General features: G+C 28.5%; 15 protein-coding genes. 2 read left to right on the top strand and 13 right to left on the bottom strand.

The annotated features are described in order from the left end of the window. Positions 1–112 precede the first annotated feature (112 nt). A complete protein-coding gene (locus AC1XJX_RS08500) occupies positions 113–1,183 on the top strand; it encodes a putative type IX sorting system protein PorV2 (protein ID WP_482003546.1) in 1,071 nt (356 codons plus the stop codon). Positions 1,184–1,193: 10 nt separating this feature from the next. Then, positions 1,194–2,375 carry a lipoprotein N-acyltransferase Lnb domain-containing protein gene (locus AC1XJX_RS08495; protein ID WP_482003545.1) on the top strand — a complete coding sequence of 394 codons (1,182 nt, stop codon included), beginning with the start codon at positions 1,194–1,196 and terminating at the stop codon, positions 2,373–2,375. A 9-nt stretch (positions 2,376–2,384) separates the two neighbouring features. On the opposite strand, the gene AC1XJX_RS08490 is transcribed toward AC1XJX_RS08495, so the two are convergent. From AC1XJX_RS08490 to AC1XJX_RS08430, 13 genes are read right to left on the bottom strand one after another with little or no spacing between them, the layout of a single operon-like run. Then, positions 2,385–3,776: an exopolysaccharide biosynthesis polyprenyl glycosylphosphotransferase gene (locus AC1XJX_RS08490; RefSeq protein WP_482003544.1), complete on the bottom strand. Its 1,392-nt coding sequence runs from the start codon at positions 3,774–3,776 to the stop codon at positions 2,385–2,387. A 60-nt stretch (positions 3,777–3,836) separates the two neighbouring features. Then, positions 3,837–4,850, bottom strand: coding sequence for a glycosyltransferase family 4 protein (locus AC1XJX_RS08485; protein WP_482003543.1), 1,014 nt, complete (start codon positions 4,848–4,850; stop codon positions 3,837–3,839). 3 nt (positions 4,851–4,853) lie between these two features. After that, positions 4,854–6,227, bottom strand: coding sequence for an O-antigen ligase family protein (locus AC1XJX_RS08480; RefSeq protein WP_482003542.1), 1,374 nt, complete (start codon positions 6,225–6,227; stop codon positions 4,854–4,856). Further along, positions 6,224–7,306: a glycosyltransferase gene (locus AC1XJX_RS08475; protein ID WP_482003541.1), complete on the bottom strand. Its 1,083-nt coding sequence runs from the start codon at positions 7,304–7,306 to the stop codon at positions 6,224–6,226. Before AC1XJX_RS08475 ends, AC1XJX_RS08480 begins: the two co-directional genes overlap by 4 nt. Next, positions 7,307–8,425, bottom strand: a complete 1,119-nt coding sequence (locus AC1XJX_RS08470) for a glycosyltransferase family 4 protein (RefSeq protein ID WP_482003540.1) — start codon at positions 8,423–8,425, stop codon at positions 7,307–7,309. Between the two features lie 20 nt (positions 8,426–8,445). Next, on the bottom strand, positions 8,446–9,396 hold the full coding sequence (locus AC1XJX_RS08465; RefSeq protein WP_482003539.1) for a hypothetical protein: 951 nt from the start codon (positions 9,394–9,396) through the stop codon (positions 8,446–8,448). Between the two features lie 28 nt (positions 9,397–9,424). Beyond that, positions 9,425–10,429, bottom strand: a complete 1,005-nt coding sequence (locus AC1XJX_RS08460) for a hypothetical protein (protein ID WP_482003538.1) — start codon at positions 10,427–10,429, stop codon at positions 9,425–9,427. A 13-nt stretch (positions 10,430–10,442) separates the two neighbouring features. Then, positions 10,443–11,192, bottom strand: a complete 750-nt coding sequence (locus tag AC1XJX_RS08455) for an FkbM family methyltransferase (protein WP_482003537.1) — start codon at positions 11,190–11,192, stop codon at positions 10,443–10,445. A gap of 32 nt (positions 11,193–11,224) precedes the next feature. Beyond that, positions 11,225–12,217, bottom strand: coding sequence for a glycosyltransferase family 2 protein (locus AC1XJX_RS08450; RefSeq protein ID WP_482003536.1), 993 nt, complete (start codon positions 12,215–12,217; stop codon positions 11,225–11,227). 2 nt (positions 12,218–12,219) lie between these two features. Next, positions 12,220–13,749, bottom strand: a complete 1,530-nt coding sequence (locus AC1XJX_RS08445) for a glycosyltransferase family 2 protein (RefSeq protein WP_482003535.1) — start codon at positions 13,747–13,749, stop codon at positions 12,220–12,222. Beyond that, complete coding sequence (locus tag AC1XJX_RS08440; RefSeq protein WP_482003534.1) at positions 13,746–14,897, bottom strand: glycosyltransferase family 4 protein; 1,152 nt, start codon at positions 14,895–14,897, stop codon at positions 13,746–13,748. The genes AC1XJX_RS08445 and AC1XJX_RS08440 overlap by 4 nt, the downstream gene beginning before the upstream one ends. Further along, a complete protein-coding gene (locus AC1XJX_RS08435; RefSeq protein ID WP_482003533.1) occupies positions 14,894–16,285 on the bottom strand; it encodes a UDP-glycosyltransferase in 1,392 nt (463 codons plus the stop codon). The genes AC1XJX_RS08440 and AC1XJX_RS08435 overlap by 4 nt, the downstream gene beginning before the upstream one ends. Then, positions 16,286–17,113 (bottom strand): polysaccharide pyruvyl transferase family protein, encoded by an 828-nt coding sequence (locus tag AC1XJX_RS08430; protein ID WP_482003532.1) that lies wholly within the window; start codon positions 17,111–17,113, stop codon positions 16,286–16,288.

Raw genomic sequence — 17,113 nt, 5'->3', positions numbered from 1 at the left:
TAATATTTTAACTTTGTAAAAATAACAAACAATTTCAGTCTAAAGCAATATCTCTTGTTATTTCAAGTTTATAGGTTTAAATATTATGTGCATCTTTGTAAAAAAATTGCGTTTGAGACATTACATTACTGCATTATTTTGTGTTTTATCAATGTCGTTATTCAGTCAAACAGTTAGAAAATATTCTAATGAGTTTATGAATATTGGTGTGGATGCTGCCGCTTTGGGCATGAGTAGCGCTGTAACTTCACATACATCTGATGTGAATTCTGGGTATTGGAATCCTGCTGGACTTTTAAAACTTGAAGATAACCAACTAGCTTTAATGCACTCCAGCTACTTTGCCAATATTGCAAATTACGATTATGCTGCATTTGCAATGCCTTTAGATAATGAAAGTGCTATTGGAATATCATTGATTCGTTTTGCTGTTGATGATATTTTAAACACCACACAACTTATTGATGAACAAGGAAACATTAATTATGATCGCATTAGTTTATTCTCGACTGCTGATTACGGATTAACGTTTTCGTATGCCAAGTCTTTACCAGTACAAGGGTTAAATTTTGGTGTTAATGCTAAAGTTATTAGACGAATTATTGGCGATTTTGCATCGTCTTGGGGATTTGGACTTGATTTAGGCTTACAATTTGAAACTAACAATGACTGGAAGTTTGGAATTATGGCTAGAGATATTACAACAACTTTTAATGCGTGGGCTATAGATGAAGAACAATTTGCTACCATTAGAAATGCTGTAGCTGGCCAAAATCAAGAATTACCAGAAACAACTGAAATTACAATCCCTAAATTACAAATTGGTATTTCAAAATTAATGGATTTTAATGTTGATTATACCTTACTAACCGCCGTAAATTTAAATGTAAGATTTGAAGAAAATAATGACATCATTTCAACGTCATTTGCTAGTGTTAATCCTGCATTGGGTTTTGAGTTTGGATATACCGATATGGTATATTTAAGAGCTGGGATGGGTAATTTTCAAAATGAATTACAAATTGACAACACAGAACAGTTAAGTTTTCAACCTAGTTTTGGTCTTGGTTTTAAGTATAATGGCATTCAAATAGATTACGCTTTTACTGATATTGGTGACCAAAGTATTGCGCTTTATTCCAATGTTTTTTCATTAAAATTAGATTTTAGTATTTTTAGATAGTATTCATTTTATGAAAAAAATTCTACTTTTTTTATTAGTTTTTGTTTCTTTCAAATTAGTAATAGCCCAAAATACCTCCTTATCTGAAAAAGCTGAAATAAGTGTTTTAACTGTAGGACCTGGCACCTCTTTAAATGATGCTTTCGGTCATAACGCATTCAGAATTAAAGATCCTCTTCTTGGAATTGATATAACCTATGGTTATGGAGAATATGATTTTGACGACCCTAATTTTTACTTAAAATTTGCTCAGGGCAAACTTAGTTATTTAATAAGTGAAATTGATTTTTTTAGGTTTTATAAAGTCTATAGTTTTTATTACAATCGCTCAATAAAAGAGCAGGTTTTAAATCTATCACAAGCTGAAAATCAAAAATTATATGATTATTTAATAAATAATTATAAACCAGAAAACAGAAGGTATTTATATGATTTCTTTTTTGATAATTGTGCTACCAAAATAAAGGATGTCACCAATATAGCAGTAAATAACACCATTACATTCAACAAACCGGAATATTATAAAGAGGCTACGTTTAGAACTTTAATTCAAAATAATTTAAACAAAAATTCTTGGGGTAGTTTAGGTATCGATGTAGCATTAGGCTCTGTGATAGATAGAAAAGCTACAAGTGAAGAGCATATGTTTTTACCAGAAAATATTTTTAAATTCTTTGAAAAATCAACTATTCAAAACAATGGGAGTCCTTTAGTAAAGAAAAGCCATATACTTTATAACCCTAAAGAAATTAGTGCATCTAGCTTGTTTATAATAAGCCCATTATTCATTCTTGGCATTATCGGTGCACTTATTATTTTCATAACTTATAAAGACTTTAAACACCAAAAACAAAGTAAATGGTTGGATATTATATTATTTTCAATCACTGGCATTATAGGTGTTTTAATTTTACTTCTGTGGTTTGCTACAGATCATAAGGGAACACATCAAAACTATAATTTACTTTGGGCTTGCGCTTTAAATATTTTTATAATTGGGCAACTTTTTATAAAAAAAACAAGTAACTGGTTTATAAAGTATTTAAAATTTTTAATTATACTGCTTTGCCTATTAACATTGCATTGGATAATTGGTGTGCAAGTATTTGCTGTAGGTTTACTCCCATTATTAATAGCTTTATTTATTAGATATTTATTTTTAATTAGACACTTATCTAACTATAATCAATAATTTATCTATTTATTGACCTCTAAAGAAAATAACGGTACTTAATGTTTTTATTAAAATATTAGCATCTAAAAAGAAACTTCTGTGCTTAATATAATATAAATCGTATTGAAGTTTTAACAAACTATCATCAACAGATGAGCCGTATCTTGTTTTTACTTGTGCCCAACCTGTAAGCCCAGGTTTTATAATATGTCTAGTTTCATAAAAAGGAAGCATTTTAGATAATTCTTTTACAAAAAACGGGCGTTCAGGCCTTGGTCCTATCAAACTCATATCTCCTATCAAAATATTTATAAATTGTGGCGTTTCATCTAAACGTGAATATCTTAAAAATTTACCAAAAGGTGTTATTCTAACATCCCCTTTTTTGGCCCAAACAGCACCAGATTTTTCGGCATTTTTAACCATGGTACGGTATTTAAAAATTTTAAAAATTTTACCATTTTTACCAATCCTTTCCTGCGTATAAAAAAGAGGTCCTCGATTTGCTATAACATTTCCAACTAAAATAATGGGCAAAAATATGACACCTGTTAAAGTCCCAATAAATGAAATTAAAATATCAAAAAATCTTAAAAAAAATAAATACAATTTATTTTGATTACTCCTGCTAAACGGGAAATATTTATAAAAGTCTTTCCCAACAAACTGAACTGGTATACGATGTGCTAATTCTTCATAAACTTGTGTATATTCTTTTATTGGCAGTCCTTCCTCCAGCAACCTAATCAATATGTAATAAATCTCTGAAGTAATTGTTTCTGAATTATAACTAGCAATAACAATTTCTGATATATTCTCTTCTTTTGTAACTTGATAAATTTGGTTTGCTTTATACTCCTTTATGCCATTAAATTTTAAAGATTGAAATTTGTTTATTTCACAATTAATAAAACCTATAATTTTATAATTAGGATCTGATTTATTAAAAGCTTCAATAATAATTTCTATGTTTGAAATTTCCCCTATAATCAAAACTTTTTTATAGAATCTAGGTGAAACTACAAATGTTAAATACAAAATTCGCCATAAAAACAATGCAATGAGTATTGCAAAATAAAAGAATAAAATTTGCAAACGATTATCTGGCAATATTGGTGTGATAAATGGTGTTAATATGTAAAATAATACCGTGATAGAAACTGTAAAAACTATACTTGTAGCTATTTTATCAATTTTACTAGATTTTTGTAAATCGTAAAGTTCAAAAATGGTTCCAAATATTGAAACATACACAATTAGTACTAAAATGGATTCCCAATTTCCTTTATCAAAGGTAAAATAATCAAAATCAAAAATAATACTACTAAAATACAACATGCCTAATATTGAAAATATATCACCAATACGTAACAGTATTTTACGTTCTGAAATATTAAAATGAATACCAGTGTAAGCCATAATTTTAGGACAAAAATTGAGAATGTATAAAGATAACAAGTAAATTTAATCTAGCTAAAATTATTGCAAGACTTTAATCCATTGCTTTTTAACAACATTCCAATCAAAATTTTCAACTTTTTTTCTAGCTTCGAGCGCCAATAAATTTGATTTTTCTGGTGATGACATTATTTTTTTTATTTCAATTACAAAATCTTCAACAGAATTTGGCTCTACTAAAATACCCTCCTTGCTATTATCAATTAAATAAGGTAAACCACCTACATTTGTAGAAATAATTGGTAAGCCTAATGCCATAGACTCAATTACGCTAATTGGCGTATTATCAAAATTAGTTGTATTTATGAAAATATTATACTTTTTTGAAAGTGTTATCCATTCTTCTTTTGACAATTTACCTGTAAAAGAAACTTGAACATCTAAATCCATGGCCAATTCTTTTGCCCTAATCAAACTTCCATCTGAATCAGGACCTACCATACAAAGTTTAGCCTCAACACCGTCTTCTTTTAATTTTTTTAAGATTTTTATGGCTAACAATGGGTTATATATTTCTGAGAAAGATCTTACCCAAAGTAATTTTACTTTCTTGAAAATTCTGGGTAGGTAAGGATAATTTTGAATTTTAATTGAATTAGGGATACAAACAATATTATTATATCCAAAATCATTAAATACAGACTTCATATACTCTGAAGGAGCTACATTTAAATGTGCATGATTAAAGATAGCCTTTGATGATTTTGGAGAATTTTTTAATCTGTAAGGTAAATTACCTCCATGTAATATTGGAATATATGTTAATTTTAAAATTCTACACCATTGACTTACGAAATAAGCGTAATAAAAATTTAAGGTGCTATAAGTATCTATTAAAACAAAATCAATCTTATTTTTAAATCTATAACATAAAAAAAGCATGTTTAATAATCTTAAAAAGATGTTTCTCTTGTCTGATGCCGTGTGTATTTCAAATCCTTCTTCAGAGAGCAAAGGCGACAGGACATCAATAGAAGATAGATTAGATTTTTTATCCCTTTTAGATTTATTTCCTATGTATAATATACACTTCAAATATTAAATATGTTTAGTTTTAATAGCATTAACTTTAGTGGCTTTCTTAGCAGATATAGGTTTATATTGAATGTCTAATAAACATAACCCATAAACAAATGCTGGTGCTGCAATGCGCATTGCTGAGTGATTTATAGTTAAAAACCAAAAAACATAGCAAGAATAAAAAAAGATATTTGATTTATTTTTAAATCTAAAAAATAATGGTGTGAATAATAAAATCAATAAAGCTGCGACACCAAACAAACCATGCTCAGATAAAATTCGGCTCATTTCATTATGAGAAGCGGCCAAAACACCTTCCTTCTGTTCTCTAAGTGCTTTAATTTTACCTACACCCACTCCTAAAATTGGATTATTAAAAAACTCATCCAATTCAAAAGAAATCAAATCACTTCTACCGGTAGAAACGTCTTCCTTTGCTCTTCCTAAAGCATCCTGATTTGCATATCTGTTTTCAATTAAACCACTAGTCTGAATCAATGATATTGACCATATAATTAAGCCTAAACCTATAAAAATAAAGACTAATCTACTAATTCTAAACTTGGCCTTTATGTTCACTTTTCTAAAATAAAAATAAATAAAAGCGGCTATCATAATTATCGCCGTTATAACACCGCCTCTACTAAATGTCACAATCCCTCTAAAACTCATTGCCCCTAGTAATGCCCCATTAATTATTTTAAATGATAAATTAGGTGAAAGCATAAAAAATCGTAAAGAAAAAACAAACATACCCAACCCAAGAACTGTTGACACTTGATTAGGTCCAAAACCTCCAGATGCAGCATAATTAGAGCCTGTTCCTGTTATAATTTCTCTAATATCTGGCGTATAAAAAAACAAATAAGTAGTCATAGCTACTAAAGGCAATGCCATGGCTAATAAAACACTATGTATGTTTGGATAACTAAGTTTTCTCTTATAGCAAAAAACAGAAACTATACCTAAACAAATGGGACCGCTTAAATTAAAAGCAATGTCTGTTCGTAACGTGGATTGACCTGTTGGATTAAATCCAGCAACTAAAATCGCAGGAATTAGTAAAAAAACATATAATATATAAAGGATTGGTTGATTGTTTAATCTTGTAGAAAAAATCCCCATTAAAGAAAACAAAATAACTAAATACTTTGAAACCTCATACAAAAAATTACCTCCTGTCATTCTTATAAAAACTTCAGCACCAACAATATAACTACATGCTAATAAAACTTTTACGGTTTTTTGTGATGGTTTTGCTTTAAATATTTGATAAGAGAAATAGAAAAAAATACCTAATAAATACACTAAAGATAGTGCTGAAAAACTATATACTAAAAGCCCTATTAATACATGTAAGCCAATGATTTTTATGTAGTTATAATTTTTCAATATTTTTTAGTATATACTTTATAAGTTTCTAAAATTGTTTGGATTTGAGATGTTTCCGAATAGTTTTCTTTAATATGTTGATTAAATTTTTTTGCAAAAGTTAATCTTAATTCCTTGTTTTCGATATACAAAATAATGGCTTCAGATAATTCTTTAGGTGACGAAGCATTTACTAAAAACCCATTGATTTGATTAGTTATGACTGTTCCATTTTCACCTACATCAGTAGCTAACACAGCTAGTTCAGCTAAACCATATTCTAATAATGCTATGGGTAAACCTTCTGATTTTGAAGATAAAACGCCGATATCACTCTGTTTTAAAATATGATAAATATCGGGTTTACTATCATATAAAAAAATAGATGCTTCTAAATTTAAATCCTTTATTTTATTTAAAACTGAATTAGAGTATCCATCCTTAAAACTTTTACCTACACAATGTAATGTCCAATCAGGATATAGGTTATGAACTTGCTTAAAAGCTTCGAGAAGTGTAAAATGGTCTTTTTGTGGTCTCAAATTTGCCAAACAAATTATACGCATACCAGTTTTACCCTTTAAAGTAGTGCTTGATAAACTTGTATTTAAAGTTGCGAAATTTGACACATATGACACATTATCAAATTCTAAGGTTTTTTTTGCCCATAATGCTAAAGTTCTATTTACACAAAATATATGAGTAAAAACCTTTGAGCAACATTTTAAAACTTGATATTTTCTATTTTCCAGAAACGTACTATTCCCGTAATGATCATGCCAAATAATGTATACATTTTTATTTAAAAGTTTAATAATAGTTGCTAAAAAAAAAGAAGATGAATGCGCGTGAATGATATTAATTTCTTTCTCTTTAACAAACATATTTAACCTACTAATAGCTTTAAAATCTATGGTTTTAGTTTTTCCTAAAAACAGATATCCCACAAGCTGAGTTATATCAGATTTTAAGGCACCTTCTTTTCTAGTAGCACATAAAAAGGAGCCATCAATTTTATTAGAAAGTACATTAGCAATATTTACAGCAACACGTTCTGCTCCTCCTGGCTCTAAAGTATCTATAAGTTGTAAAACGCGCATCTAGTTTTTTAATAATTTTATAATTTCATCTTCAAAAACATCCAAAGTATATTTTTGAGACCAAATTGATGCTAAATTAGACATTTCAATTAGGGCTTCTTCTTTTTTTAAATGAACTAATAATTTATTAACAGCTTTTTCTGAATTTAGATCAATCAAAATACCTCTATTACCAAAATCTAACATATAGGGAACACATGAAATTGAAGTAGCAATAGGTATAACTCCAAAAAACATAGCCTCGGCAATAGCTTTTGGCCATCCTTCAGATTTTGAGGGTAATAATAAAAAGTGAGCTGTTTTTAGAGCGTCTTTCACAACATTCTTTTCTTTGTTCCCATGAAAATTAATTAAACCACCCAACTTATATTCTAAAACATAATCTTTTAATTGTTTCATTAAAATTCCTTCACCATAAATATCAAATTTCACCTGTATTCCTTTTTTATACAAAGCCTCCACAACCTTAATTGCAAATAATGGACGCTTACCTTTTACCAAACTACCAACAAATAAAAACTTTAAAGTTTCGTTGTAGTTTCTAATATCTGGTTTTTCTTTTTCTTCATCTTTAAAAGTAGCTGTAAAAAACGATTTAATATTTTTGGATTGTTTTTCCCAATTACCATAAACTAAAACCTGCATGTTTTTAGTTAAAAAAGTATTTGATAATATCCATTTTTGAAATTTATAACTTAACGGTTGTTTTGCATGTGGATCCCAATTTCCAGCATACTTTGCTGTTTTAATTTTTTTAGGAAATAAAATCTGAACCAAACAACCTAACAAACCAATGTTCCCTGGACAACGCAAGTGGATATGATCTGCTTTTCTGCAAGCCTTAAAAATGGTGACTAAAATTACAGGAAATCTCAATAAAGATAAAATAGCTTTTTTAAAATCGGTAAATTGAATGGATGGAATTTTGTTAAATTCAATACTCTTATACTTATAATCTAAATCTATAGCATGTTTAGTTTCATTAGTTTTTGGAGCCACAATAATTAATTCATCAATATGTCTTAACCAAATATTCATTTCACGAACATAGGGTGCATAAGCAGATACTTTTCCGCTATTTAATTTATGATTTACATGTGTGATTATTAAAAACTTCATTCGATTTTAGTAAATTCAACCTATTCTCTTAAGTTTTTTACAATATATTGTGCTTGAGCCTTTGGAGTACAATACTCAGAAAAATAAGCCTTACCACTTTGAGCTATTTTTTTATGATAGTCTGAGTTGCTCAAAACTTTATCAAAAACCTCTTTAAATTCAACAGTTTCTTCAATGAAATGAACATCTTTTTTATGTGTTAAAGGAACTGGCAATTCAATTTTAAACGGAAAAGATAATACAAATAAACTTTGATTGAGATATTCTGCTAATCGCCAACTAACCGCTCCACAAACTGCGGCATTATTTAAAACTATTTTAGACTTTTTACTTAATTTTGAAAATACTTTAGGAGCATACTTAACTTGATTTAATTCATCCTGAAAATTAAAATTATTTCCATCATTTCTTGGTATAAAACCACCCTCAAAAACAATCCGTTTATCTGATTTACAATAACGAATAAATGCTGCTCTTAATGTGTTAGTTTCAGACTCATTCTTCCAAATACTAGAAGAGAAAAAAATGTAATTTTCTTTTTCTGTTTTAAAGTTATAATCTTTGTAAGAAGGTCTTCTTGATAATATGTAAATTTCCTTAGCAAGTGGTTTAGGTTTTAAAAATCTAACCAAATTAAATTTGAAAAGTTTAAAGTATAATGGTAAAATACTAATAGGATAATGAGGAAACAATGGTTTCACCTTGTCTTGCTGAAAAGAAAGATGGTCTTTAAGTTTATTTGTTACAAAATATTTATCTGAAATCTCATATAAAGGTTGGTCAAAATAAACAGGGTCGTCATTATTTATAACTCCTAGTTTACCATCAAACATAAAAATCAATACAGGTTTGTTGTTATATTTTAAAAACCTATCATCCATTTTAAATTTAACATGAAATGCTTGATTGAACCCATACAAATAATAGGAAGCATAAAAATTAGGGATATTTAGTAAGTAGATAGTCTGCATTTTATTATTTAAAATGTTAAAATTTTTTTTAGACATTTAATTCTAACATATTTAATATTCTAAAAATATAATTTTTAGGATGTAGATAAATTTCACTCCACCTAAAATTATTTTCACCCATTTCAAGATATTTTTTCCCTTTCAATAAAAATTCGATTTTCTCTGGAATTTCATCATATGAGGAACGTGATGATAACCTTTCGTAATTAATATGCTCCTTAAAATCATCAACACAAATATTTAATGGTGTGGAAATAACCGCTTTTCCATACAATAAATACTCACCTATTTTCCATCCTGGTGTGTTTTTTAAACCATCATCTGCAATACCTATATCGTAGTGCGCTAATTTTTTGAGATAGTTTTTTTTATCAGATTTATCTTGTGACAGTAACAAATCTGGCGCTAATTTATTTGATAAACTTTCATTGTATAAACCTACTGATGCATTTTTAAATTCCTTTTTAACAATCCTACAAGCATTAATCCTAAACTCATTTTGAAGCATTCTGCGTTCTTTTTCATCATCATCTGGATGATTATCTGGATTCCACAATCTGGTATAAAAAATTACGTTGCCGCCATTATCTGAAATATTTTTAGGGTAATTCCTTATATCCAATGTTCCGTGCCCAGAATTAGTAAATAGCCCAAAAACATCTAAGGCTCTACCTATTTCAATTTTATTAAACTTATGGAACAATAAATCTTTATTGAGTTTTAATAAAAACAAATGGCTTTTATAAGCCATTGGCACATTGAAATTTAACGGAAAAACATTGCTAGACATATCTTTTTTTAAAAGGGAACGTTTAAAATAAAAATCAAAGTTATTAGGTGAATCAATAAACTTAGTATCATCAGAATAGTCAAAAAGTATCGATTGATTATTTATAGTTAATAAGGCTGAATTATACTTTATTCTAGAATTATAAACAATATTTATATCTATCTTATTAGACTTACAATAATAAAAATAGGAATAAACCAAATGCGTTAAGTGATGTGTCCATACTGATAATTGTAATTGCATATTTTTTTTAGTTTTATTTAAAATAAAAAACTAAGTTCTCGTCTTTTTTTATCATTCTAAAATCAAATTTAGAAACTGCGCTAAAAAAAGATTTTGAAGCTCCATATTTTAAGCCATCATGTAACTCAATTACGAGTACTCTAGTTTTCTTTAACCAATAATCATAATTATCTTCAAACAATTCTTTCTCAGCACCTTCAATATCAATCTTTAGAATATCTATTTGTTCCAATTCATATTTAATCATGATATCTTTAATAGAAATTGCAGGAATAGTATTTTCGTCTTTATAATCTACTTCTTCAACTGTAAAATCCCAATTTCCAGAATTTTGGTTTATTTTTAAATTAGCTGACTTATTCCATATTCCATTTTTAATATTTACAATATCGTAATAATGTTTTGTGTTTTCTACTAATATCTCAAAATTAGATGTTTCTGGTTCGATAGTTATTATTTTAGCATTTGGAAACTTATTTTTAAAAAAAATAGCTGACAATCCAATATTTGATCCACAATCAATAATTACTTTTGGGTCTAAATAAAAGTTTAGATTATAACTCTTAGCAAGAAAAACTTGATAAAAAACACCTATATCTGTTGTATTATTTCTTAAAATAATTGGAAAGTTATATCCAGGTAGTAAAATGCTAAAGAATTTGTATGCTTTAAAATTTCTTTTTAATAAAAGCATTACACCCTGAAAACCTAATGTTTTGTAATGCACAATTAACTTAAATGGAAGATTTAATATTTTTAACATTTATAAAATTTTTTTGAATAAACGTATTATTTTTAGAATATTTTAGGTTTAATAAATATTAAAGAGAACAAACCCAATAGCCTACCTAAACTCTCAGTTAAAGCTTGTTTTTTTTGACGACTGTTAAATATATTACTTAACCTAATTACTATTAACAAAATAGCTGTAGCATGCCATTTAATTTTCGCTTTCAAACTAGGTTTAGGATATTTTACTCGCCATACATACCACCCATTTTTTATTACCATTTTACCATATTTATACATATTTGGTCTTCCTTTTTCATCATGATGATGATAAAGTTGTGCGTCAGTATTTATATACAATTTGCCAATTTTGGCTAAACGTAAACTAAAATCAGCATCCTCATAAAGCCCGTATCCTTCAAAATAGGTTGAAAATGATAATTTTTCAAATACTTCCTTTTTATAACTAGAAACACCTCCCATAATCTGCTCCACTTCATAAATCTCACCTGATGGCGGCAAAAACCCAATGGATCTACCGTGAGCAAAAGTTGGCAAAAACCCCGGCGGTGTATCTGGTAATAAACCAAATTTACGCCTCATTTTAAAGCGAGAAGGTTCATCACGTATCCATCCATCAAAATAAAATTTATCAGAATTATCTGTGTTATTTGACTTTTCCCAAATTACTTCATTTTTAATATAACCACCTACTGCTAGTGCAGCCCTTTTTATATGATAAGTCATCATAAGCTTTTCAAAATAATCATTTTCTAAAATGATATCGTCATCTAAAAAACATATGATTTCTGAAGTTTCACTAACCTTTTTTATACCAAAATTTCGCTGTTTTGTTAAGCCACGATTAGTTTCATCAACTATAAAATATTTTAAATGTCTGTAATTCAAATTACTAATTAATCGCGAAGTTTCATCGTTTAAAGAGCCATCAACAACTATAATTTCATTTGGGTACAGCGTTTGTTCATTTACTGAATTTAGTAAATTACGTAATGCCATTGGCCTCATATAAGTGCATACTATTAATGAGAAATTCATTATTAATTGTTTTTCAAATGATTAGCCCAATTAATACTATGTTGCCATTGTTGTTTGAACGACCTTAAGTATTTGAAAGGATTTTTTATATTTTGACTTTTATAAAATTTTATAAATAAATTGGTTTTATAACCAAGTAGCTGCTGTTTAGTTGAATTATTTATTCTACTTAGCATAACTGTTGGCGATGGTTTAGGACGAATAACTCCATCTTTTTCCCAAGGATGAATAATTTTAGTTCTAAAACCTCCTACTGGTGCTTTTAAATGTAAAACTTTAATGTCTGGGATATATATAATATCTGCACCCAAATTTCTTAATTGCATGCCAAAATCTGTGTCTTCACCATAACCAAATTCGTAAGCCATATTAAAACTAACATCATTTAAATATTTTGATTTTATAACACTACAGCCACTACCAAAGGCATTCCATTGGATAGGTGTTTTATGTTTTTCAGTTTCATTTTTTTGCAAGTAACTCATAGTTAATGCACTAAAGTTGTGTAATTGCATTTTAGTTATGACGTTTTCAAGAAGGTTTTCATCAAACTTGTTATCATCATCTGCTAAATAAACATAATCGGCTGTTACATGCTTTAATGCTAAATTTCTGGCATTACAAGCCCCTGTTTGATGGATAAACTTATGAATAATTTTAAATGGCCAGTGTCTATTTTGAATAAAATTTAATTCAGAAATACTGTTTTTATCTTCATTTTGTTCAATAATTATAACTTGTTTTGGCAAAAAGCTTTGTTTTTCTAAATCTAATAAAACATCATATAAATAAGCTTGTCTTCCTAATGTTGGTATGATAACATCGATGGAAACGTCTTTAATCTCAAGGGTAATCATAGTTTCTAAATCAAAACTTGATGAAAAATAAATCCTTTTTATAAAAAGGGTTTTAATGAGAGCTATTAATAAAAATCTCTTTTCATACATTATTAAATTTAAGAATAACAAAATACACCAAACAGATTTATAGTGTTGTTTTACAAACTTAAATAACTGAAAAATTGATGCTTTTTCGTTTTGAACATTAACTTCATTTTTAATTAAAAGATGAGGTTCTGAGTAGCAAAATAGGCCATTTGGAATCCCCAATTTGGCTATAGAGTTTAAAACATAATCCAAGGAATTGTTTAAATTTATTGTATTTTTAAATTTTAACAACTCTGATGTATAAATGGCTCCAACTTCACTGCTCATTAACCAAGTTGGATAAGAAACATTTTTGTTAACTTTCAAAAAAGGGGAATCTTCAACATAACCAATCTGATCGGGTAAATATTGTTTTTTAGTGTAAGAAAGCATCATGTTTTTTAAATAAAACGACGCTTTAATGCCCTCAAAATTTAAATGGTCTTTTTGCGAAATATGGCACCAAATTAAAATACGTTCCTTATAGGTATTGGCTACTATAAATAGTGCTTTTGATGGTTTTTTTATGGTGTTAAATACTACTTGATTCGTTTTTAAATCAATAATCTCGTAAACTTTATCGTCTTTATGTGTTAAAAGAATCATGAGTCTAAAACAGATTGATAGTATTCTAAATTAATATCTGCATTTTTATTGATGTCGAAAAGTTTTTCAACTTTAAGTCTGGCAGATTTACCTATTTTTAAACATAATGCTTCATCATCTAATAAAGCCATGATGCGGTTTGCAAATAAATCTCTTTGCGATGGATGAACCAAAAAACCATTTATAGTATCATCTATCAATTCTTGAGCCCAACCAATACTCGTATTAACAACAGGTTTTTGAAGTGCCATAGACTCAACGGTTACCATACCTAGTGTTTCAGCATACGATGGAAATACACATACATGAGCGTTTTTGATATGTTCTTTTACTAATGAATAAGCTATACTACCTAGATATTTGGTTTGTGTTTTTGCCTTATCTGAAAGTGTTTTTTCAATTAAAGCATATGTCGAGATGTTTCCAGTTTTAATATCCTCAGCATCTCTACCTATCAAAATAAGTTTAGCTGATGGATTAGTTTCTATTATTGTATTAAAAATTTCAGCAAGTTCAAAAACCCCCTTTTTCCTAATTATAGTTCCAATGTATAGAATGGTATTTCTTGAGTAAATTTCTGGGGTTTCATTTTCAAAGTCTTCCAATTTCAAACCATAATGAATGGTTCTGATTTTCTTTTTATCTAAACCGAAAATTTTTTGGGTTTCTATGCCTGCAAAAGTTGTTGGCGCAATAAACGCATGAGCATTTTTTAAAGCTAATTTTTCGAACAAAAAGTTTTTGAACTTTTGTTTTCTCTTCTCTAGTTTACAAAAATAAGCATCGCTACCGTGTAGCCTAATAAATAAAGGCACATTAAAACGCATAAAAGCTGTAATTCCGGTCCAGTCTGGAGCTTCTAAAACATCTATTCCTTGTTCCTTTACAACCTTATTTATATAATTTTGTAACTGTAATCTGTAATGATACCAAGTTAAAAATCGATATGTTTTTTTAGCAATTAAATGAATAATAACACCAGCATCTTCGATTATAGCATCTTCTTTTTGGTGGTATACAAAAACAGTGACTCCAACTCCTTTTTTTACTAAAGTTAGTGCTAAGTTTTTAATACTCGTTCCAATTCCAGCTGCATAACTAACTTTGGGGTGCGGATATTCTGGTGTAATAAAACCTACCTTCTTCATATTATAGTATCAATAGCTTTCCAAATAGTCTCTGAAGCTTTTGTTGGTGATTTACCAACCACTATTTCGTACCATGTTTTACATTCTAAAACATTTGACAACTCACCATCTAATATTTGTTTAACTAAGCTTTCTAAATCTTTTTTATCAGTACAAAATATAGCAGCCTTATCACTTGGCATACTTCTAAAATGTACATATTTATAATTCTGACCAATATCGCGTACTCCTTTTTTTAGTTGAGGCTGTTCGTAATTATAGTAAATACATGGTTTATTATGTGCTACAAAATCGAATACGGTTGAAGAACAAACATTGGTTACAAACTCACTATGTTCACAAACATTGTAAAGCATTTTAAAATCTTCGGGCTTTGGTAAAACCTGATTCCATTGCGTTCCAACTTGCTTCCAAATAGGGTCTAAAACTTTAATAATATCTTTATTAAGATCTAAAACCGCATCGTACCTATTGGTAAAATCTACTGGACATTTCCTGTAAATAATTCCTAAGTTATAGCCCTTAGTGTTTAGACTACGAACAGCATTTGCTAGGTCTTCTAAATAATATTGATCTAGAGGTGAGGTAGTTTCATCATCACCTGAAAAGCAAATGTATTTTTTATTAACATCTAAATGATGCTCCTTAAAAAAAGCGTCTCTAGTTTGATTTAAATCTTCATCATAATGCGGTTCAAATTGAGGTGTACCTGTTACAAAAACTTGTTCCTTTTTAACAAATGGATAATATTTTAAAACCTCATCTTTCATTAAATCACTCCAAACATAATAATAATCTGTTTCTACAACTTGCATCGCTTTAGGCACATTATCCCAGGAATATACAAAAGCTACGGTAGGAATTCCTAAATCTTTAGCCGCCAAAAGTGCACTTATAGACTGTGTTGCTCGTTGTGTGGTGCAAAATACCAAATCTGGTTTATGCTCTTCCAGTTGTGCTTTACAGTATGCATACTTTGGATTTTTACGTTCTAAAGTGTTAATTTTTTTTCGTATGCGTTCTACACCATTTTCAGAATTATTCAAACCAATTAGTAACCTAATGAATAATGTTTTAAATATATTTTTTAAACCTTTATATGAAAATGGAAATTTATATGTTGAATAAACTTCATCATTAAATTTATTTTCAGAAACATTGAGTTCTATATGTTTCCTAGCTCTTGAATATAATGGTGTTAATGGATGAATTTGATGGTTATCTATTTTAACTTCTTTAAAACCCAGATTGTCTTTTAGTGAAAATACAGTATTATTCCAATAGGTTATATCGAAACCTTTGTTTTCACCAATGGCTTTAAAATCTGTAAAAGCAAAATTTCTTAAACCTACACCATCTGGGAAAAAAATGAACACTTTTTTCTTCATTTATAACTCACTTTTAAAAGGACAAACTGCCATTAAATTGATACATAATTTCTCGATTATTCCTTTTTTCGGAAGAGATTCTTTATTGTCGAAAAGGTTTTCCAATTCATTCAAATTCATTTTTGAATCTATTATATCTGATTTATAAGCAGGAATTAAAACCGATTCAAAATAATCTTGATATTTTATATCATCTCCAAAAACATCACCTGAAAACTTTTGCCATATAGCTGGAATGCCATAGGCATGCGCCACTATGATGCCATGCAACGAAGAAGACATTATTTTTTCGCATTTTAAAAACTGATTTGAAGTACCTTCAACATCATTGGTCATGATATCTATTATTAAAATAGAATCTTCATTTTTATATAAATCTACTACCAATTTATAGTCTCTATAATGCGGTACAATACCTATTTTATATTCTTTTTCTAATTTTGGATGGTAATATTTTGGCAATAATAACGCAGGATCACCATAAATTTCTGGAACATTATACCCTAGATTTAAAAGAAACGTTCTTGTTTGCGGACCACGAACTGCTAAAAATTTGGCATTTTTTATAGGATGCGCTTTTGTAACAATACCACTACCCCAAACAATACATTTATGGTTAACATTTCCCAAAATACTGCCAATGGTGACATGTATAGGTGCAAACCAATCGTATATTGAAAACTTTTTTGGCCATGCAAAAACAACTTTTTTTCCAGAAATTTTTTCAGCCAAATACTTACCTAAAAGATCCCCATAATTTTCTTTAGACTTGCCTTGAATCTTAACTTCGTTCCACCAAAAAAGTCGTAACGTATTTTTTAAAAACAT

The organism is Flaviramulus sp. (assembly GCF_982512915.1).
The sequence above is the reverse complement of the archived record's forward strand: the minus strand, read 5'-3'. Positions and strand labels throughout refer to the sequence as shown.